Origin of the sequence: Bacteroides sp. D22, from assembly GCF_000163675.1 — a bacterium.
GTDB lineage: Bacteria > Bacteroidota > Bacteroidia > Bacteroidales > Bacteroidaceae > Bacteroides > Bacteroides xylanisolvens.
Genome location: NZ_GG774803.1, coordinates 14939 through 35676, shown reverse-complemented (window position 1 = coordinate 35676; position 20738 = coordinate 14939). Strand labels below are relative to the sequence as shown.

The following is a 20738-nucleotide window of genomic DNA, read 5'->3' as shown; positions in this document are numbered from 1 at the left end:
TCAATGTAACTTGCGCTATTGCTTTATAATATATTTATAGAGAAGTCAGATAAAATAATTCCATAATAAAACCGCTCAAACAGCAATCTTTGCTAGCGTACGTTATAGTTATAAATAAGCCTAAGATTCCTGATTAATATAGAAGAAATAGTGACGGTATATGCTTAGGATATTAACGGTATCGTCACCATATAGCGTCACTATTTCTATCGGATAGCGTTATTACTATCTTACAAAAGTATATTCTCCTACAAAGATCTTAACTTAATCCATAATAAAAACCGTGAGTTTGATTTTATCTCACTCACGGTTCCATATAATAGATTCTTATACTTCTTATTTAACAGCAGCCTTTTTAGCTTTCCCCGTAGACTTCTTCGACTCGGCTGTTGCTTTCTTTACTTTCTTTGCAGCAGGTTTTGATTTAGTAGCAGGGACCTCTTTCACTACCGGCTCTTTAGCATTAGTAGCCTTTTTTACCGCCGTTTTCTTTGCCGCTTCTACTTTTGCCTGTAATTTAGCCAATACCTTTTCCAATTCAGTAATCTCATCCCCCTGATTCTTAATGGTAGTCAACAAAGAATTTAGTTCTTCACTGTCTACATCAACAGGATACAGTGCATCTACCCGTTTGATAAAGTCACCCAAAATATTCATATAGTTGGTGAAAGCATCATAAGGAGAATCATAGATACCACGGTTCAACCACATCCCATTGTTCTTCGTTGTCATAAAACGGAAGTTATTGCTGGCCTGCAAGTAATCCCAATCCTGCTTAATACGACGATCATCACATAAATGAACACGTTCGGCTACACTATACAGTTTATTGAAAGCCTCACGTTGCATAACATTACCCAGCCAACAACTAGTATCTCTTTCTTCATCCACCCATGACATCGGATATGCAACATCAAGCTGCGACACTGATTTCAGCTTCGTTACGATTTCCGTCGGTGTAGAGAACGTGATTCCCTTAGCTTTTGCACATTCAGGCAGTGCCTTCATGAATTCAAGAATATTGGAAGATAACGGTTGAGCCATACCAAGTGCACTCAATTCCATAAAGATATTGATGACTTGTTCTTCTTGTGGCAATGCATCGATCCAATTAATATACTTATCGGCAAACAAAGGATATTCCGCCCAATCTGAATTAGAGAAACGCAAACTGATGTCGTCAGAGAGTTTGAAATCCCGCAACAAGAGCTTAAGACTTGGAGCCTGATTACAGTGATAAACATAATGCGGGCTCTTCCATCCCAACACATGTTTAGCACCTTCCGTCAACATCCCTTTGAAGCCCATAGAAGCTACCAATCCACCAATTTCATCAGAATAAATCAGACTAGAATTGCGGAACACTTTCGGTTCTTTACCAAACATCTGTTTCATCTTATCACGTTGACGAAGTACTTCTTCACGGAAGCAATCCTCGTTGGCCAGTGAAGACAAGCCATGAGAATAAGGCTCACATAAGAACTCGCAACACCCAGTTTCATTCAACTGGTGCAATAAATCAATGACTGCCGGAGCATGAATTTCCAATTGTTCCAAGGCTACTCCCGAGATAGAAAGCGCTACTTTAAAAGCCCCCCCCGAGTTTTTCGCCATCTCAATCAATGTATTGAGAGCAGGAATATACGAACGTTCAGCGACCTCATTCATACCCGTTTCGTTGGCATAATCATCATAATAATAATGGTCATTACCAATATCGAAGAAACGATAACGTTTCAAATGGATAATTTGATGTATTTCAAAATAAAGACAGATAGTTCTCATTTTTATTTATTGTTTTGTTATTTACCATAGTTTCTTAACACAGACTCGTAGAGAGCACGGATTCTCAAGCCGACTTTTTCCCACGTAATCCCATCTACTTCCTTCTTTCCCTCTTCTTTGAGATATTCGAAAAGAGACGGATTGGTACACAGAGAATGGATAGCGTCAGCCATCGCATGAATATCCCAATAGTCAGTTTTTATCACCTTATCAAGAATCTCGCCACATCCAGATTGCTTAGAAATGATGGAAGGTGTTCCACACTGCATAGCTTCCAGCGGAGCGATACCGAAAGGTTCAGAGACAGACGGCATGACAAATACATCACTGTTCTTATAAACCTCATATACCTGTCTACCTTTCATGAAGCCCGGGAAGTGGAATCGATCGGCAATACCACGTTCAGCAACCAAGTTAATCATGGCATTCAACATATCGCCCGACCCCGCCATTACAAAACGAATATTACGAGTACGCTGCAATACAAGCGCAGCAGCTTCTACAAAATATTCCGGTCCTTTCTGCATCGTAATACGTCCGAGGAAAGTGACCACCTTTTCTTTTGAGTGATCGGGACGCGGAATATCCAGCAGTTCCTGCGACAATGGATAAACAGCATTATGCATTGCAAATACCTTTCTGGGGTCCTGATGATACTCGTTAATAACAGTGCGACGAGTAAGCTCGGATACGCACATGATACAATCGGCATGATCCATACCATTCTTCTCAATCGAATAAACAGTAGGATTGACTTTGCCACGAGAACGGTCAAAATCCGTAGCATGCACATGGATGCAAAGCGGCTTTCCGCTAACCATTTTGGCATGTACTCCGGCAGGGTAAGTCAGCCAGTCATGCGCATGAATGATATCAAACTCCTGCTGACGGGCTACTACTCCGGCAATGATCGAGAAATTATTAATTTCTTCGTGCAAGTTCCCGGGATAACCACCTGCAAATTCCATACATCCCAAATCATTCACATGCATATAAGAAAAATCGGCATAGATATGGTCGCGGAAAGAGTAATATTCTTCCGGTGTCATCTCCAACAAACGTGATTTCAAGTAGTCATAGTGAACATCACGCCACACGATGGGTACTTGATTCATACCGATTATTTTCAAGAACTTCTCTTCTTCGCCGCTAGGTTTAGGCATACAGAAAATCGTCTCCATATCACCTTGCAGACTCAATCCTTTAGTTATTCCATAAGAAGCAACCGCAAGACCACCATATATTTTGGGAGGGAATTCCCATCCAAACATTAAAACTTTCATCTTCGTTCCTCCTTTTTTAATAATACTTAGACAGTAGCTTTAAGACACGCAGTATTTCTGCTACATTCATCGCGAACGATACTGCGCCACGTCCTTTGAAGGGCGGGTTCCCATCAAACAACTCGGGAATGGAACCAACGCAGTGGCTTGTCATCTCATCATCATAACTAATCAGCTGACGTTCAACGAATGACAACCCGCTCATCTTATAAATTCGAAGATAAGCTTCCAGATAGAATCCCATCAACCAAGGCCAAGCAGTTCCCTGATGATAAGCATAATCCCGTTGTATCTGCGGACCTACATAGTTCGGATTATATCCACCGCTCTTCGGACTCAACGAACGAATTCCTTTCGGAGTGAGCAGCTCTTTGGTCACAATATCGAGCACCTGTTTCTTTTGCGCACGATCCAAAGGAGAATAATCAAACGCTACGGTAAATATCATATTAGGACGTACACTCCAGTCCATCATATTACCGTCTACGTAATCAAGCAAATAACCATATTCATTACGGAATACCTCGACAAAAGATTTTCCTGTCACTTCTGCCTGTGCATCAAGTTCATCTGCCAAGTACACATCACCACCTTCACGCACCAAATCAGCGATAAAACGCAGTGCATTATACCATAACGCATTAAATTCAACAATATATCCAGTACGAGGAATCACCGGATGCCCGTTCACAGTAGAATTCATCCATGTAATCGCTTTATCCGTACCATTGGCAAAAAGTAATCCATTGTCATGCAAGAAAAGATTCTCATGTCTTCGCTGACGGATAAACTCCATAATATCTTTCAGAAGCTCTCCATATTTCTGACGGCATTGTTCGCGGGAAGTCTCTTTGGCATATTGCTGCATAGCCCAGACAGCCCAAAGCAAAACGTCAGGATGCTCCATTTCATAAATTTTGTATCCAACAGGTTCTTCATTAATAAAATTACGAATCGCCTTTTCCGCCGTTTTCATCACATCCTCAAACTGGTCGATCTCATCAAGCGCAAGCGTCAATCCAGGCAAGGCGATAAACATATCACGAGCACGGCATTTAAACCACGGATAACCGGCAAGAATATAATGTTCATCTTCCTGTTGGTTATGGAACTGATGAGCGGAATTTTTCAGACAGTGGTAAAAGCTATCACGTGGGGTACGATCAGCTACTTCAGCCTCAAATGTTTGTTTCAGTCTACGAGGAGTTACTTCTGAAGTTCCGGCAGAGAATACAATACTCTCTCCTTTCTTTATATCCACTTCGAAATAACCGGGAACATAAAGGTCTTCATTGAAGTCATATCCACGTTCCTGTTCTTTGGGGTATTCAATCCCCCGATACCAGTCGGGCATGAAATGAAATTCACACTTTTTATTCAACTGCATATAAAGTTCCGGATAACCGGGATACATACAGGTTTTAATACCATTTTCCACCAGTTGATACTCGCGGCTTGCCTGTGGGTTTTCGTGAGTGTACTCACGTACACTTCTGAAAGCAAGGAACGGCCGGAAGCGCAGGGTTGTAGCCGAATGCGCATCAAGTAAAGTATAACGAATCAGGATTCTATTTTCATGATGTACAAAGATTTTTTCTTTGCGGAGGATTACACCTCCGACACGGTAAGTCGTTGCCGGGATATGCTCACAGTCAAACTCACGGATATACTTGTGTCCGTTAGGACTAAAGTTGTTTCCCTGATATTTGTGCAACCCCAAGTTAAACTCCGCACCGTGTTGAATTACCGTTTCATCAAGAGAAGATAGCAGCACATGATTTTCATCGTCGAGATTGGGAACTGGAATTACCAACAGGCCGTGATATTTGCGTGTGTTACAATCAACAATCGTCGTACAATGATAAGCTCCTGCTTTGTTCGTCCGGAGGATTTCTCTCTGAAGAGATTCTTCCAGATTCGTCATGAGGGTCTTGTCAAATCGTAAATAACTCATAGTTGTGCATTATTAAAGGTTAATTATTGGTCATTATATCGTATATCTATTTATTGTTACATACCGTGTATATTGGCTATAGCAGCATATACAATAGGTATAACGCCCAAATGTACAAATTATAGATAAAAACAAAAATAAAAAGGCTTTTTATTTTCAGATTTTGTGCAAATATTCGTAGTATTGCGTAAAATATCTAAAGAAAAGAATGTCATGAAGCAAGATATTCAGCGTATCATGCTGGCTGCAGCAAAGCCTTTGTTCCTTATTTTTATTCTCTATATACTCAAGATTATGGAAGTCGGAATGGACTGGGACTTCTCTCGCTTGGGGGTATATCCTATGGAGAAACGGGGACTGACCGGCATTTTAACCCATCCGCTGATACACAGCGGGTTCAGTCATTTATTAGCAAATACAATCCCTTTATTCTTCTTGTCATGGTGTCTTTTTTACTTTTACCGGGGAATAGCCGGTAAAATTTTTATTCTCATTTGGCTCGGAAGCGGACTACTTACTTTCCTGATCGGAAAACCGGGATGGCACATCGGTGCCAGCGGACTGATCTATGGCTTTGCCTTCTTTCTCTTTTTCAGTGGTATTCTCCGCAAATATGTTCCACTCATTGCCATCTCTTTACTTGTCACCTTTTTATATGGAGGAATTATATGGCATATGTTTCCTTATTTCTCCCCTACCAATATGTCATGGGAAGGACATCTTAGCGGAGGAATTATGGGAACGCTCTGCGCTTTCGTTTTCGTAAATCACGGACCGCAACGGCCGGAACCTTTTGCAGATGAAACGGAAGAGGAAAATAATGAAGAAGAGAAGGGAAAAAGCCCTTAAAGGGCTGAAATAGCAGAGTAAACAGACCACATTTAATTTATCAAATAAAAGTAAAGCTGTCAAAAGCCTGTTTTACTATCTGATTGATTAGAGACAAAATATCCCAAACATAGTAAATCCAAACTTCTGACAGCCTCAAAAAGCTTCTGCCCTACCAAAGGAAGCAGATAAAGAATCTTTTATTCCAAAGGAATCCACTTATACTCTCCAAGCAACTTAGCAGAATATTTGCCTGTCAAATCAGGTATATTAGTATCATCCTCCACTGTTGCATCAAACTCCCATCCACAAACTAAATCATCTTCCTGTCCTGTAACCCTAATTTCCTCATTCATCAGCTTTTTAATTTCTCCCTGTGACTTGGCAGATTTCCAAAGATGGAAATGTTTGATATATCCAGATAGTTTCCAGTCATTTGTCATACCAAGATTCCCCCCCATATGTCTAAAAGCAATCATAGATGTTCCCAAATCATTCGGATTATAAGGATTACCATCAAGCCCTGTCGCCTGATCCTTCAATTCGCCATTCATATACACTTTTACAACAATAGGTTTTCCTTCTGAATTAACATCTCCATCAACTCCTTTCTCGTTAATAACTGCTGCAAAATGAACCCATTTCTCTGTCGTACTGAAATCAATGCCAGGTTCCAACAATCCCCAATTATCCATTCCCAACGACATACGTAGTCTCTTATTATCAAAGTTATTAATTACCCATCCTTTTCTATAATGTCCGGTACCATCTTCGATAAAGACATCCACCACACTACCAAAACCGGAAGTATATTTCAACTTCACCCACAACTCAACAGTGAAAACTTGTTCACCAGTATTACCAAACTTAGAATAGTTCTCACTTGCTCCAAAATCAATATACCCGTCATTTTGTCCGTCTACATACAATTCTGCAGCTACAGAAACATATTCTATAATCACAGTTGCTTTAAAATCCTCCATCGCTTTTTTAGCAGCCTGAATCAATTCATCCACTTTCTCCTGTGAAGGATTAGTCTCTTCTCCGTTTTCAATTTGCCGGATGCTCTTTTTTATCTGGATTAATACCAGTTCAAGTATATCCCTGCTCTCTTCCGGATACATTCCCGTCTTATTTCCATACTGCGATCCATCCCTCAATGTTTCCAGCTGATTTTGATAATCAGTCAGTTGGCTTATAAAAGCTACTGTGTCTACCTTTAGCACATTATCGTCGTCATCAGAACAAGAAATAGAACATACTGATATAAACAATGCACATAGCATTATTAACAACATCTTTACTTTTGTGACTTTTTTCATGGTTTATTTTTTATTAATAAATATGATTACTGTTTGCTTTCTCTAAATTTCCCAACCCAGTACGCAGTGCGGGTGAGATAATAATCAGGTTCACGGTTCTCATAATCCAAATAAGTAAACTCGGAACTTGTGTAAGGCACAGCCGGTTCTATCTGGCTCCCTTCATGCCATTCATTAAAGGAGGTAATAGAAATAGCCGAAACCCCAGCTTCAATGGCCTTTCGATACATAGCGTCATAATACTGCCCATCCGTTCTAGTCCGGATTACCGAACCATTCCAAGGACGTATACGTGTGTCTATATATCCGGGACCCACACTTGGAATAAATATCTTACCATTTTCCTTTGCCCATTTTTGCATACTTACCCAATTAGTCGGGGTAGAACCATACGTGAACCCGGTAGCTGCAAAATATGTATAGAAACCATCAAAATGAGCATTCAAAATAAAAGGCCGTTGCACTGTCGGACTAGAAGTCCATAATCCAATCATCAAAGCATCATAGGCTGTATTTCTGATTGTAATGGAACCACCAGGACTTAATAACTTTTCCCATTCACTAGGTTCGATTAAATAAGAGTCATAAATAAAAAACAAAGGTTTGCCATCCTTTCTGTAGAAGGCCGGGTGATTTCCATACCTCGTTATCAATTTAACTATGTTCTCCCGGAGATTCTGCACATTTCTGCTGGGATATGGCTCCAAGTGAAAACATACTTTTATTTTTTTCTTATCTGCTGCATCCAGTATAAGACCGATTCTCTTGGCTTCAGTCTCATCCTGTTCATTCCACCAGGTAAGTGCCAGCACTCCGGTACGCGCCATAACAAACATATCCATATGTTTGGTCAAAATATTAGGATCACTACTACTATATCTTCCTAATTGAGGATAAAAATTACTGGCTATACTCTCCTGTGTACCCGGAATGGTCCCCGGATTCTGACCGGATCCACCATTAGGATCGGGTGCTATAGCATGGGCCCAATGTCTATATTGACCGTCAATAGCCTCACTTCCATACCAATCATAATAAAAGCAGAAAGTATCATAATCCAACTCTGTACCTAAATTATTATTTCCTCCGTTATTCTCCGAATTAGAAGGATTATTATCATCTTCTTTGCTACAACTTTCCAATGAAAGTGACAAGAAAAAAATCATCATAAAAAAGAGTCTCTGCATCATAATTGATTTAATTTTAATTATTCATATTCTTTATTTTCTCATTTCAAATGAAGGGGGGACAGACTGGTCTTGAGACGCCCACTCCTTATTGGGATAGGCCCCCATCGTTACTTCTAATTTATTTCCCTTCATCAGTTCCTCATGACTAAACCAAGATTTATCCCATTCCACTCCATCCAGCTTAACCGATTGAATGTATTTATGTTTCGGCGAATAATTATGGCAATATACTTCAAAGGTTTTGTCATCACTCAACTGAATTTTTGCCCGTTCAAACACCGGACTTCCAATGACATATATAGGTAATCCTGGCGTAACCGGATAAAAACCCAGCTGCGAGAAGACAATAAATGCACTCATGCCACCACCATCCTCATCTCCCGGCATCCCCATCAAATCATTTCTAAACCATTCCTCCAGTAATGCCCTAATCTTTTTCTGGGTCATCCAGGGTTTATTGGCATAGTTATATAAGTAAGGAATATGTAAACAAGGTTCATTTGCCATAGAAAACTGTCCGACATTACCTGTATGATCAGGAAAACGGGAGAAAAATTCATACTTGCTTTTTCCTAAAGGAGTATCAAACATCTTTTCCAGCTCATCAACAAACGCCTCTTTCCCTCCCATCAGTTTGATAAGATCCGCTACATTATGGGGGACATCCCAACGATAAACCCATCCATTATTTTCGCCATAATAATCCCTTCCACCCATTCCACCGGAATAACGATAATCAAACGGAGTGATAAAATTTCCTTCACTATCTTTAGGATGAAAAAATTTTGTTTCTGCATTAAACAATTGATGATAGTTCAAACTTCTTTGCAAAAAGTAATTGTAATCCTCTTTATTATCCAGCAGTCTGGCTATTTGTGCCAGACACCATTCATCGTACACTGTACCTAATGTCACAGCAACAGCTTGCCTTTTCTCAAAACTATGTACTTCGGAAACAACTTCCTCTTCACCAGAAGCTAACGCCGGAAAATATCCGTTTGACACATAAAAAGAATCTAGCTTTCCGGCTTCCATATCCGACCACGGTGCTAATGTCTTTTCAGTGATAGCATTTCTACAAGCACGATATGCTTCCTTTAAATCGAAATCCGTAATTCCTTTTACATAAGCGTCAAGTACAGTAGCCACCCCATGATTTGAATTCATCCGTCGGCTATCACCTGTTATCTCCGGAAAAGTAGGCATCCAAAAATGTTTCATCTGACCAGCCATCCGGATAAAAGACTGAATCATATATTTCTCGCGTTCCGGTTCCAGTAATATTCTCAATGGATGGGTAGCTCTATACGTATCCCAGATCCAATCATCAGTATAAAAAGGAACACCGCTATCCTGATGAACCTGATTGTCAAAAGCACTATAATACTGTCCATCTTCAGAAAGACAAACCATTCGTTCATATGTTCTGTATAAAGAAGTATAGAATATAGTCTTACTATCCTCACAGTTTCCCTTTACCTGAATCTTTCCAAGAGCATCATTCCAAATAGTTCTACCTGTTCGTGTAAGAGTTTCCAAATCCTTTCCAGCCACTTCGCGTTCCATATTTTTTTTCGCCTGATCTACACTTATAAAAGAGATTCCATAACGAAGATTAATCCTTTTATCATTCTCTGGAAATTTCATTACGACAGTATTTCCTTCTTCCGTTTGTAAAGGAACCACGTCCGTTTCCAGATAAAGATACACTCTTGTCTCATAGGAACCGATTTGCTGATAACCAAAAACTTTGTTTTTCTCTACATGCAACTCTCCATTTGTCGCCCCGATCAAAAGCCCAGGTTGCCCTGCCCGGAAATCTAATTGATATAAAGCCGACTGATGAGAAGGGACATATTTTACCTCTATATCATAGTCACTCAAAAAAACACTGTAATAATAAGGCTTGATCTTTTCATTATCGTAATTATACAATATAAAAGAAGACCTACTACCCTTCTCTAAACTATCACAAAAGCTATTGAACGGATTGATAGAGAAGGCCGAATTTCCTCTATGACTTGTCACTATCACAGGTAATCCCTTCAATTTATTACTTGTATAATCCTCCCTTTGAGGATATATTCGTAACATACTGTTAGGTAAATGGACAGTCGGATAAGTCGGTACCAACAAGTGACTAATATTTCCCATATATGGATTTACGTAATCAACAGGAGCTTTTATCTCCACACATCCTCCAAACGAGAAAAGCGGTAACAACAAAAACAGTCTGTATGCAAGGCAATCTTGTATTTTTCTTTTCATAAATGTCCTATTCCTTTATAAGTCGATTTCTACTGCAGGAGAATAATTATATTTAGCTTCCGACGTACTGCTCAATGCTCCGATTCTGAAAAAATAACTATGTTCCCGTTCAATTCCAGTAGTCTGGCTCAAATCCATGCTCAATTCGTACTCCGTCAAAGGTGATACAGCAGTATTTATTTCACTACTCACTTTAGCTGTCTGGATATTACTACTTACATGGGACTCTGTATGTGCAAATAGAGCGATTGTCTTTACCGGATCTACCGTATATTGCTGTAAACTGAATTTTGCTACTACTTTATTACCTTTATATCTAATATCAGGATTCACGATACGTATGTAAGGCAGAACCTCAAACACCTTATAATTCTTTCCTTTATTAATTCTAAAATCAATCGTATCTTGAGGAATATAATTCCCCTTATTCAGAATTATTTTGTAATCGCCCGCAAACATGAGATTATTTTGGAATGTTCCGTCATTTTTAACAGCCATTGCCTGAACAGGAGGATTGTCCCATCCGAGTTCAATAAAATAAATCTGCGAACCTCTGATTATCTCTTGCTCCACCAACTCACCTGTCTCCATATCCCGGATTTCCCCACCGAATGTAGCATTTGGGGCTATATCCAGATTGTCCTTTTCACATGCTACAAAACATATGGAAAAGAATATTATTGTCAATAAATAAAAAGTTGCTTTCATATTTTCTGTCTTTAAAGTAAAGTTTTGATATATCAAGGATTCTGAACAAGTCCGTTGCTACCGGTACCAGGAATATCCTGATAGTACCAGGAATAATCAAACGAATGTTTGTTCACTCCAGGAGCATCCATGCGTACAAAGATGTATTTAGGAGTTTCTCCTCTTAAATCGAGGAACGGAACTAAGGACTTCTTTATTCGGTTCTCATATTCCTTATGAAATATCCTCCAACGAATCAGATCCCATCTGCGTCTATTCTCAAAAGCAAATTCAACAAAACGCTCTTTACGTACATTCTCTATTGTTAATGGAATTTCGTCTTTGTGTGCAGCTCGCTTTCTAACAGCATTAAGCGCTTTTTTTCCTTTTTTCAGCTGTTCACCCGTTGCAGACGAATGTTCTATGGATGCTTCCGCATAATTCATCAGAATCTCAGCATAACGAAATTCGATCCAGTCTGTAAATCCCTTATTCCACTCAGAAGTCACGTCTTTACTTTCCTGCAAGAATTTGCGAAGAAGAAAACCAGAACGGGTGTAGTTACCACCAACAGAACTAAATCCCGAATACATTTTCTGATCCTGCGCACCAAACGAATAGTAGGTCTTTCCATCTTTCCCCTGAGTACTGGCATCTGTTCTGAACACATAACTTCCATCGGGACGAATAAATCCTCCCTGAATAATGATTTTCTGTCCTTTCCATTGCGTACCCGGAAGAATCATAGTAGCCCACATACGAATATCCTTATCATTGAATATTTCATAAGGAGCATCCATTGGATAAGAATAATAGTTAGCATTTCTGTCAAAACCAGAAAAAATTTCATTATTATCCACACGAGTACGGATAGGCTTACTTAATCCTTGCCCGTCATCCGTATAATCTTCATAAATATCGGCCAGATCTAACGAAGGATTCATACGTCCCGGATGCGGCCAGCCGTTTGCTACCTGATTAGGACGATACCAAATATCATAATTGTGTGCAAGTTGGGTACCAGATGTATATCCTTTAATAAAAATAGGTTCCTTCGTTCCATTCAATACACTGTTTGGATCCTCAAACAGTTTTTTATAATTTACGATAGCTTCGTCTCTGCTTTGAGGCTCTGCACCATATAAACCATACAACCCACTCTTCATTATTTCATCAGACGACTGCATACAGATTTCATAATAACGATCTGCTTCCGAAGCATCAATACCCACAAGTTTCTGTTCTACAGCCGGCCCCGACAGACCCACATAAGGCTCATGAGTATATTTGGCAATCGAAGCTGCATATAAAGCTGCCCGAGACTTCAGTGCCAATGCAATCCATTTATTAGCACGACGAGTATCTTCTGAAGACTCACTTAGTTTCCGGATAGCGTCATCACAATCGCTCAAGATAAAATCCCATGTATCCTTTTCTGTGCTGCGGGGCACTTTCAATTCTTCTACATCTCCATTATACACCTGAACTTTCTTGATAATCGAAACTCCACCATACCGCTTTGCCAAAGCAAAATATGTATATGCACGTAGAAAAGCAGCTTCACCCTCCAATAATGTTTTTTTATTATTGGAAGTATTCAACGTAGGAATCGTTTCCAACAGGTTATTAATATCCCTTATCAATGTGTAAATACCAACAGAAGCATTATACAAACCTTTATCATCCGTATATCTTTCCCAAAAATTAAATCCTTCACTTCCCCATTCGTCGAATTCAGAATGCATCGCTTCGTCACAGTACATAGCAGCAGCCCGTCCACCATTATTCGGATCAGTATTCCCAATTCCCAAATTAAAGCCCTTATCAATCGCATAAGAGAAGTCCTCGATAGGAAGACGGCCGTAAAGATTTGCCATGTGCATCGCAATCCCCTCTTCAGTAGTCAGGACTTTGTCTGCAACCACCTTATTATTAGGCTCTATATCCAGAATATCCGTACATCCTGCAAAAAGAAGAGCCATATTCAGCAATAGTATAATCTTATATTTCATAATCTATCAGAAATTAGCAGTAAAACCAATATTAAAACTTTTAGTCAGAGGATAATTCATTCCAGCACTATAAGAGCCTTCCACCTTTTCCGGATCAAACGCTTTCACAAAAGAATCACAGAAGGTTAAAAGATTATAGCCATTAATATAGAATCGTATATTACTAATACCACTCTTTCTCAAAATACTGTCTGGCAATGTATAACCCAGTTCCAAAGTTTTGAGTCTTAAATAAGAAGCATCACGACGCCAGATATTACTCTCTTTATACATAGCTCCAGTATCCTGTATTAAACGGGTAGCAGGCCATTTCCCGGCAACCCATTTACTATTCGGATTGTAAGGGTCTTCTTTGCGCCATCTGTCATAGAAATAGGCTGGAGTATTCGCTCCTTTTGACCACAGTACCTCGGCATAAACCTCTGAAAACTGGACAGTATACATTCCCGCTCCCTGAAGCAAAGCGTAGATATCGAAATTTTTCCAAGAAGCCTCCAAATTAAAGCCATAATGAATCAGTGGAGTACCTGACCAAAAGAGAGGCATTCTATCATTATCATCGATAATACCGTCACCATTAGCATCTACATAACGGTAATCCCCCGGCAGTTCCTTGCTATTTCCCAACTCTCCATCCTGAACAGGAGCATATTTTATTTCCTCTGTAGTCTGGAATTGCCCATTAGTTTGATACCCCCATGTGAAATCATTCCAACGTCCGGAAGACTGATTTCTCCAACGATCCATGCTACTGGTGAAAGGTCCTCTTTCTACATGCTCCATCCGGGTGCGGGCTAAGTTCATATTCGCTTTGACGCTATAAGAAAAATTTCTGATCTTATTAGTATGCCCGAGCGTTATGTCAATACCCCTCGTCAAATCACTATTCAAATTTTCCTGTGGCAGTTGCGAACCAAATGTATTAGGTAATGCCACCACTCTTGTAGCTAACAATCCGCTTCTTTTTCTTTGGTATAAGTCGAACTCCAAAGAGAATAATCCTTTGAATATAGAAAGATCGAATCCTATATCAAGTAACTTAGCTTTATACCAAGTTAAATTCGTATTCGTAATAGAGGGAGCAGAAATGCCCGAAGTGGTAGTTCCGTCATTAAATTCATAAATACCAACATTAAGATTATACCCCGACACATATTGGAACGGATCACCTGCATCCTGTCCGGACTCCCCGTATGAAGCCCTGATCTTCAGATTATCAAGAAAGCCCAACTTTTCCTTCAAAAACTTCTCTTCCGACAAACGCCAACCAATAGACCCCATAGGGAAAAAAGCCCATCTGCTACCAGGAGCATAGCGGTAAGAACCATCATTTCTGAATCCTAATTCTAATAAATACCTTCCTTTGTAATCATAGTTAAACCGACCGACATACGAGATAAAAGCCTGTTCGTTGGACATCCCCCCTGAAACAGCATCTTTCAATCCGGCATAATCTACTTCATCATAAGTCAATAAATCAAACTTACGTTCTATATTCGACCAATCGCTTTTTTCCTGTCTCCTTTCATAAACCAATGTAGCACTTACATTATGTGTATCATTAAACAACCTATTGTAACTGATTTGTGCTTGCATGTCAAGCCTGCTCGCTTCGTTATTATTCACTTGTATCATAGAAGGATTATTGTATTCATTCTCTATATATTCATCCGTTTCGATAGCGTATGTATAAGTAGAAAACTTCTTTCTCAATCCTTTATGTTTATTGTGATTATAATCATAGCCTAATTGCCCTTGTATAGATAATCCCTGCACAAACGGTACTTCATATTTTAAAGTGAATGTCGATTGAAAGTTTTTATTATAATAATAATGATAACCTGTCATATCCGCATCCGCCAAAGCAATGGGATTAATTCCCATACTTTGAGTTGCCAAATAGTCCGGATTGTTATTGGCATACGCAGGCACAGTCGGCACATTCACACGGGTCTGCTTGAAGATCTCATAGAAAGAGTTCCATGGCTGGCTGGTCTTATCATATCTACCTGCCAAATTAACTCCTGCGGTCAATCCTTTAGCTATTTTTATATCAGTATTCGAACGAAAAGTAAATTTCTCATATCCCAAAACACCGGATTTCAACAACCCTTCATCAGATGCATAGCTAAAACTACCAAAGTATGAGACAATATCCGAACCTCCTTGCAAGGACAAAGTATATTGCTGTTGAATAGAACTATTCTTAATCACATGATCGTATAAATCAGTACTGGCATATCCAGAAGCACCCGTCTTCCATAATTCCAGTTCTTCTTTTGTAACCAATGGATTACCTTCTCCTAATATTGCAGCATCATTTCTAAGCTCCATATATTGAGCTGCGTTTGCCATCCTAGGAATATTAGTCGGTTTAGACCATCCCCAATTAGCCGACAAGGATATTTTCGCTTTTCCTTTATATCCTTTTTTTGTTGTTACAACAATGGCTCCATTAGCCGAATTCATACCATAAATAGCTGCAGTACCATCTTTCAGGAAAGAAATGCTTTCTATATCATCCGGATTAAGACGCTGAAACTCATTAGCCCCATCTCTGACAATCCCATCAATAATGAAAAGCGGAGTACCCAAACCACGGATATTGATATCGGAACGAAATTGTCCCGGTTCACCGTCATTCTGCCGTATCTTCAATCCCGAGACTTTCCCTTCAAGTGATTGTGCCAGACTGGTAGCTTTCGTTTTAATAATCTCATCATTTTTAATATTAGAAATAGCACCCGTCAAACTCTCTTTTTTCTGAACTCCATAACCTACCACTACCACTTCATCCAACGCCTGTGTATCTTCCAGCAATTTGATAACTAAAGACCGCATATCAGACACTTTTATTTTTTGAGTGCGGTAACCAAGAAAACTAATAGTTAATTCCGTCCCGACAGGAACCTCAATGGAAAAATCTCCATTCATATTAGAGATAGTTCCCTTCCCGACCACAGAAGATTGAATACTGGCTCCAATAATCGGTTCGCTGGCGTTGTCTATAACTTTACCCGTTATCAGGTTACTTTGGGCAAGAACAGAAACTGAGAACAGTAAGTCTCCCATCATCACAAGAAAGAACCTTAAATGCACATTCCAGTGCTTCTCTTTGCAAATGCGTGCTTTCATAAATTATAAATTAAGTTGATATATTGTTCAATCAATCATCTATTATAGATCACTATGAATCATGAACCTACTCAAGAGGTATCAGTACACTTCATAACTCGATAGATTTGCGATTAATTGGTACTGCGAAAGTATATGAGAGGCATTATCACAACATTAATTTCATATTAATAATATGATTTTTCTTATCACATTCCATATAAGTACCTGATAAACAAAGAGAAAAAAATAGAAATATTTTGCCCTCTTATGAAGAAAATAAAAGAACCCGAAAGCAATAAAGCCACTTCCGGGAAATCATTAATGCACTTTTAATGCAAAATTTATTTCATTCAAAAAATAAATTCCACCTATCAGCTCTCACAAATCACATCATCGTATGTAAATTCGGGAGAAGTATTCAATAAACGGTTATAATCAGCACAATACTTATCAAAACATTGTTTAGCAAGTCCTTTTTGTCCAGACAGAAATAACGCCCTGCACTTTATACGAATAGCATCTTCATCCGTACAGTCATGCATCAGTATAATATCCGCTATTTTCAGCAATAGTTTGTTGTCTTTCCCAATCTCTTCACGAACACTGATAGAAAGAAGTAGTTCTATAACGTTATGAGAATACTCCGATTTATATTCATCCACCCATTCCGTACTTACATTAGGCAGCAACACCCCCAAAGATGCCAACTCTACAAAGTTGACAATCATTTCTTTATTAGAAGAATTATAGAATTCAAAAGCATTTAAGATCTGGCATACCTGATGATAATCACATAGGGTATCTTTACCCATATCAATATACCAATAATCATTTTTATTAACAATCTGTACTTCCCCGACCGTCTCAAGAATTAGCCGAAGTTTACGGATATTAACCCTACGGTTGTTGGCTGCACTCGTTTTACTCATATCAAACCAAAAAGTCTCTTCCAATCTTTGTGAAGTTGTTCCCTTTCCACCTTTGATGGAGTTTAGCAATAGGAAAAGAAAAAGTAATTTAAGAGTAGGCGTAAATTCACCCGTTATATTATTCCCTTGTTTATCAAAGACCTGAAAACCACCAAGAAGTAAAATTGCAGATATTTTTCTGTTAGATGGCTTAGCAATCTCTTGTTCTCCATATTCCACTTTGGAAATAGTCATCGAAACTCCAGTTGTTTTACTTTTCTTTTTCTTGTAGACATATACAATAACGAAGAAGAAGAATACCAGACATATTAAAATGCTTCCATAGATAACCCATGTAGAAAAATGACAATCTTTGTTCTTTTCCATATAAATCTCATCTGACGATAAAGGAGGATATACTAAAGAATATACATCTAAAACTGCCTCACCCGGTATCTTCTCCTGAACAACAAAAGCATACAACATCTGGTCTTGATAAAGAAATAAATCACAATAAGACTTAATATCCAGAAAATCATATTCGATAGAATCACTTACTATTTTGGATTGTGGATTTGAGGTACAAATATCAAAACTGCACAAGTTGAGATTGGTATGGAAACGATCATTATTATAAACCAAAGCATACAACTTATCAGCGACAGTATCTATTATCATTGAATTACTAAACGTAAAATGCTCGCCTTCATTAAAAAAAGACCACACTTTAGAACATGATTTATCCCGGATATTCAACCGATAAAGATCATAGTAATTCTGTGGAGACTCTTCCTGCTTTCCTGAACAGCTTCCATACCCGCCCATTATAAGAATGTGGTCTTTATCCTCAATGCCCATAGCACTTAAATACCGAGGAGTGATACAGGAATCCAAAGAAATAATTTGCCATTGATCTCCGTCATTCAAACCTTTTTCCACAAAATCTGCATTATAAGTATGGCGTCCATATCCTCCAAAAAGGATCAAATGATTGGTTTCCGGATCTATCATACGATTATGATGCTGTCTGGAGTCCACTTCCCACGTAGAAGGAATCGACCATTCATGCGTGGCAAAATTATATTTGCTTAAAAGAGGATGTTCAGTAGAATAGGAAATCAACTCGTCAGTAGCAGCAGAATAAATAACCTGTCTGGATACTCCAAAATAAGGTTCTCCTTTTTCAACTGATAGAGTATCTACCTGTTTATTATCGACATGGTAGACCAATACCTTCTCTTTTAGTACCATAAATATCCTACCACCTATACTATCATAAGCTAATTGAAGATTTTGACATTGAAACTTCTTACTATCAAATTTCAGGGATTTCTCTTTCTGCCAGTTATAATGTCTATCTATTTCCCAAATGCCATTTTGAACAATTGCACGTTGAGCCTCTACTTCATCCATTGTTTCTCCTTTTCTGTTATGCAAGGCCAGCTTCCAGCATCGTATTATTCTACCATCCTGATTATACAATTCAATGTTACGCAAACTAACGGGAGGAACATCGGTCGTATAATACTTTGGATGCCTATTGCTTCCAAATAAGAAACTTAGACTGTTAAAGTCTTTAAAAGAATGACGCATCATTTGAGTAGCCTCATTCACCGAAATCTTAATCCCCTGTTCTGTGAAATCAAGCCTTATCTTAATCCACTCATCCTTTACTATTTGAGTACTGTCTATAAAATCCACATTCTCAACAATCGAACTACCTTTGTTCAATATAAAATTGAATCTGGATCGTAGTTGATAAGATATAAAATCCAAGCAAGAAGAAGTATCGTCGGAGATTATTCTAAACACATATCCATAAGTATGCAATTCCTCTCTCAACTTAATGTCAAAACTAAGCGAGAACTTATTACCCAGATGCAGACTTCTATCCGGAGTCAGATCAAGACTTGTTCTTTGATCCTGATTAACAGTATGTGCTTTGAAGGTAAGTCCATAACGATAATTGGACAATATAGTAGTATTTGCATAGCCCCATTGCAATGTTACAAACAAGCAGAAAATGAGAAGGCTGATCAACAAATATCGTTTTTGTTTCATTGTTCCGTGATTTTTTCTTTTTACTTATATACAATAAGGTTAACTTAATAACAGAGGTCTTTTCATGACAAACAAGAAATTCCCATCTATCTGCAACTATGACAGGAGACGTTCAAGTAATGCAAAGACACATATTAAATATTTATCTACATCCAATATACCCATATCCAGCCCCCCTATCATGATTTTCCGGCCCTACTTACGCCTCTCCACCCAGTATCAGGGATGGTTTATTTTCCATAATACCCGGATCTGGGCACATAAATCGGTTGAAAACGAGTTCCTATATTCTCTATTTTACCTTGTTCTTTCAAACGTTGTATATGACGCGATGCCATAATTTGAGTAAACTGGCAAATGGATTGTAAATTACGCCGAATCAAGACTTGGTGAGTAGTGAAAAACTCCGTCAAACGCCGATCAATTTCTTCCTCTGAAAGGACAGCCGAATGGCACTTCCATTTCGAACGTTGTATATGCATGTCATATAATTCACCTTTGAGTTCTTTATCCGCCTGAAAACGAATAGCTTTGAAAGAAACTTTATCAGAACGTGTCTTAACATCATATACCGGTTCTGTAGTCTGCAACGTCACCTGAAAATATCCTATCCCTTTCAAATGTACACGTTCACCATTTTTAAGATGAGAGCTCATGAAATGACTTAATGACATCAGAACGCCTTCAACCTCTGCCTCACCGAACGTTGTAGCTCTATGAATTTCAGCTGCCAAATATTCAGTACTCACAGAATTGAAGTTAACAACTCGGGGATGATATTGCTCTTCCTCTCCTTCTTCTCCCGTTCCAGGATTCTTATAAAACTCAAATTGTACTGCCATCTTTACGGTTATATATTAGTTTCTCCTTCATAAGGACACCGACATCCTCACCATTTCTCACCAACATCCTTGTAGTTTATTACCAACATCAGTAACCTCTCACTAAAATGATGAGACATTATCACCCGAATGAGAAGCCCTTTTCACCTCGATGACAAGCTCTTCTCACCCTAGTGAAAAGTATAAGTAAAATCGTCAAACAGGGCAGACGCATTAAAAATTATTGTTCTGTAAAAGTTGTGACAAATATTTTTCATCCCATCCGGCTTTTAGTCTTTTCAGATTCATACTTCCTTTTGTTGTTTTATCCTTCTTTAGTATGGTAAGTGCCATCTTTGTTGCCACCGAAAAGTTTCTGGCTGCATTTTTCACCTTTTTACTGTAGTCTTCTCGAAAGGTAACATCCAATTGCCAATGAAGATTATTCTCAATAGACCAATGCTGTCTGATGGCAGATGCAATCTCCTCCGGTTTGGTATTA

General features: G+C 38.8%; 12 protein-coding genes and 1 pseudogene. 1 reads left to right on the top strand and 12 read right to left on the bottom strand.

What is annotated here, in order from left to right; genetic code table 11:
• Positions 1-336: 336 nt before the first annotated feature.
• The 3 genes from HMPREF0106_RS15150 to HMPREF0106_RS15160 are packed head-to-tail and all read right to left on the bottom strand — an operon-like array spanning position 337 to position 5022.
• Positions 337-1785, bottom strand: coding sequence for a glycoside hydrolase family 57 protein (locus tag HMPREF0106_RS15150; RefSeq protein ID WP_009039677.1), 1449 nt, complete (start codon positions 1783-1785; stop codon positions 337-339).
• Positions 1786-1802: 17 nt separating this feature from the next.
• Positions 1803-3068, bottom strand: coding sequence for a glycosyltransferase family 4 protein (locus tag HMPREF0106_RS15155; protein WP_004316709.1), 1266 nt, complete (start codon positions 3066-3068; stop codon positions 1803-1805).
• A 16-nt stretch (positions 3069-3084) separates the two neighbouring features.
• Positions 3085-5022: a glycogen debranching enzyme N-terminal domain-containing protein gene (locus HMPREF0106_RS15160; protein WP_008019777.1), complete on the bottom strand. Its 1938-nt coding sequence runs from the start codon at positions 5020-5022 to the stop codon at positions 3085-3087.
• Positions 5023-5235: 213 nt separating this feature from the next.
• Between HMPREF0106_RS15160 and HMPREF0106_RS15165 the strand changes: the two genes are divergently transcribed.
• On the top strand, positions 5236-5871 hold the full coding sequence (locus tag HMPREF0106_RS15165; protein ID WP_032851259.1) for a rhomboid family intramembrane serine protease: 636 nt from the start codon (positions 5236-5238) through the stop codon (positions 5869-5871).
• 179 nt (positions 5872-6050) lie between these two features.
• On the opposite strand, the gene HMPREF0106_RS15170 is transcribed toward HMPREF0106_RS15165, so the two are convergent.
• From HMPREF0106_RS15170 to HMPREF0106_RS15210, 9 genes and pseudogenes are all read right to left on the bottom strand, one after another.
• Positions 6051-7172: a DUF4972 domain-containing protein gene (locus HMPREF0106_RS15170; RefSeq protein WP_004316715.1), complete on the bottom strand. Its 1122-nt coding sequence runs from the start codon at positions 7170-7172 to the stop codon at positions 6051-6053.
• Positions 7173-7198: 26 nt separating this feature from the next.
• Positions 7199-8362 (bottom strand): glycoside hydrolase family 99 protein, encoded by a 1164-nt coding sequence (locus tag HMPREF0106_RS15175; RefSeq protein WP_004316718.1) that lies wholly within the window; start codon positions 8360-8362, stop codon positions 7199-7201.
• A 30-nt stretch (positions 8363-8392) separates the two neighbouring features.
• On the bottom strand, positions 8393-10630 hold the full coding sequence (locus tag HMPREF0106_RS15180; protein ID WP_008645637.1) for a GH92 family glycosyl hydrolase: 2238 nt from the start codon (positions 10628-10630) through the stop codon (positions 8393-8395).
• 15 nt (positions 10631-10645) lie between these two features.
• On the bottom strand, positions 10646-11338 hold the full coding sequence (locus tag HMPREF0106_RS15185) for a DUF3823 domain-containing protein (RefSeq protein WP_004316720.1): 693 nt from the start codon (positions 11336-11338) through the stop codon (positions 10646-10648).
• Between the two features lie 32 nt (positions 11339-11370).
• On the bottom strand, positions 11371-13329 hold the full coding sequence (locus HMPREF0106_RS15190; RefSeq protein WP_008645635.1) for a RagB/SusD family nutrient uptake outer membrane protein: 1959 nt from the start codon (positions 13327-13329) through the stop codon (positions 11371-11373).
• Positions 13330-13335: 6 nt separating this feature from the next.
• The gene (locus HMPREF0106_RS15195; RefSeq protein WP_009039675.1) at positions 13336-16464 is read right to left on the bottom strand and encodes a SusC/RagA family TonB-linked outer membrane protein; all 3129 of its coding nucleotides are present in this window, start codon (positions 16462-16464) and stop codon (positions 13336-13338) included.
• Between the two features lie 353 nt (positions 16465-16817).
• Positions 16818-19415: a hypothetical protein gene (locus HMPREF0106_RS15200; protein ID WP_008771138.1), complete on the bottom strand. Its 2598-nt coding sequence runs from the start codon at positions 19413-19415 to the stop codon at positions 16818-16820.
• Positions 19416-19645: 230 nt separating this feature from the next.
• Positions 19646-20257, bottom strand: a complete 612-nt coding sequence (locus HMPREF0106_RS15205; RefSeq protein WP_004316725.1) for an HU family DNA-binding protein — start codon at positions 20255-20257, stop codon at positions 19646-19648.
• Between the two features lie 213 nt (positions 20258-20470).
• A pseudogene (locus HMPREF0106_RS15210) lies at positions 20471-20738 on the bottom strand (ISAs1 family transposase); the annotation flags it as partial.

Coding starts and splice junctions, on each gene's coding strand:
- HMPREF0106_RS15160 (WP_008019777.1), bottom strand. CDS start 5,022: ATGAGTTATTTACGATTTGACAAGACCCTCATGACGAATCTGGAAGAA.
- HMPREF0106_RS15170 (WP_004316715.1), bottom strand. CDS start 7,172: ATGAAAAAAGTCACAAAAGTAAAGATGTTGTTAATAATGCTATGTGCA.
- HMPREF0106_RS15150 (WP_009039677.1), bottom strand. CDS start 1,785: ATGAGAACTATCTGTCTTTATTTTGAAATACATCAAATTATCCATTTG.
- HMPREF0106_RS15205 (WP_004316725.1), bottom strand. CDS start 20,257: ATGGCAGTACAATTTGAGTTTTATAAGAATCCTGGAACGGGAGAAGAA.
- HMPREF0106_RS15185 (WP_004316720.1), bottom strand. CDS start 11,338: ATGAAAGCAACTTTTTATTTATTGACAATAATATTCTTTTCCATATGT.
- HMPREF0106_RS15155 (WP_004316709.1), bottom strand. CDS start 3,068: ATGAAAGTTTTAATGTTTGGATGGGAATTCCCTCCCAAAATATATGGT.
- HMPREF0106_RS15180 (WP_008645637.1), bottom strand. CDS start 10,630: ATGAAAAGAAAAATACAAGATTGCCTTGCATACAGACTGTTTTTGTTG.
- HMPREF0106_RS15165 (WP_032851259.1), top strand. CDS start 5,236: ATGAAGCAAGATATTCAGCGTATCATGCTGGCTGCAGCAAAGCCTTTG.
- HMPREF0106_RS15200 (WP_008771138.1), bottom strand. CDS start 19,415: ATGAAACAAAAACGATATTTGTTGATCAGCCTTCTCATTTTCTGCTTG.
- HMPREF0106_RS15190 (WP_008645635.1), bottom strand. CDS start 13,329: ATGAAATATAAGATTATACTATTGCTGAATATGGCTCTTCTTTTTGCA.
- HMPREF0106_RS15175 (WP_004316718.1), bottom strand. CDS start 8,362: ATGATGCAGAGACTCTTTTTTATGATGATTTTTTTCTTGTCACTTTCA.
- HMPREF0106_RS15195 (WP_009039675.1), bottom strand. CDS start 16,464: ATGAAAGCACGCATTTGCAAAGAGAAGCACTGGAATGTGCATTTAAGG.